General features: G+C 60.5%; 1 pseudogene. It reads left to right on the plus strand.

Going from position 1 to position 347, the window contains the following annotated elements:
• Positions 1-347: pseudogene (locus N2041_RS14510) on the plus strand (NADP oxidoreductase); the annotation flags it as partial.

Consider the following 347-nt stretch of genomic DNA (forward strand, 5'->3'; position numbering starts at 1 on the left):
GGCCAAAAGCAACATCAAAGACATCTACATCGTGGCCCGTCGCGGGCCGGCGCAGGTGAAATTCACCAATGCCGAGATTCGTGAGATGGGGCACCTGGAAATTGCCGACGCCATCGTGCTCGAGCATGAGCTGAAGCTGGATCGCGCCAGCAGCGCCGCCATCGAAGGCGACATCGCCATGCAAAAGAATCTCGACTACCTGCGCGCCTATGCGGAGATCGGCGCCACCGGCAAACCGCGCCGCGTGCATTTCCGCTTCCTCCTCTCGCCGGTCGAAATTCTCGGTCAAGATGGGAAGATCGTCGCCGTCAGAATGGAGAAAAACGAGCTGCGCCCCTCGGTCAGCG

Source organism: Tepidiforma sp. (genome assembly GCF_026419595.1).
Lineage (GTDB): Bacteria > Chloroflexota > Dehalococcoidia > Tepidiformales > Tepidiformaceae > Tepidiforma.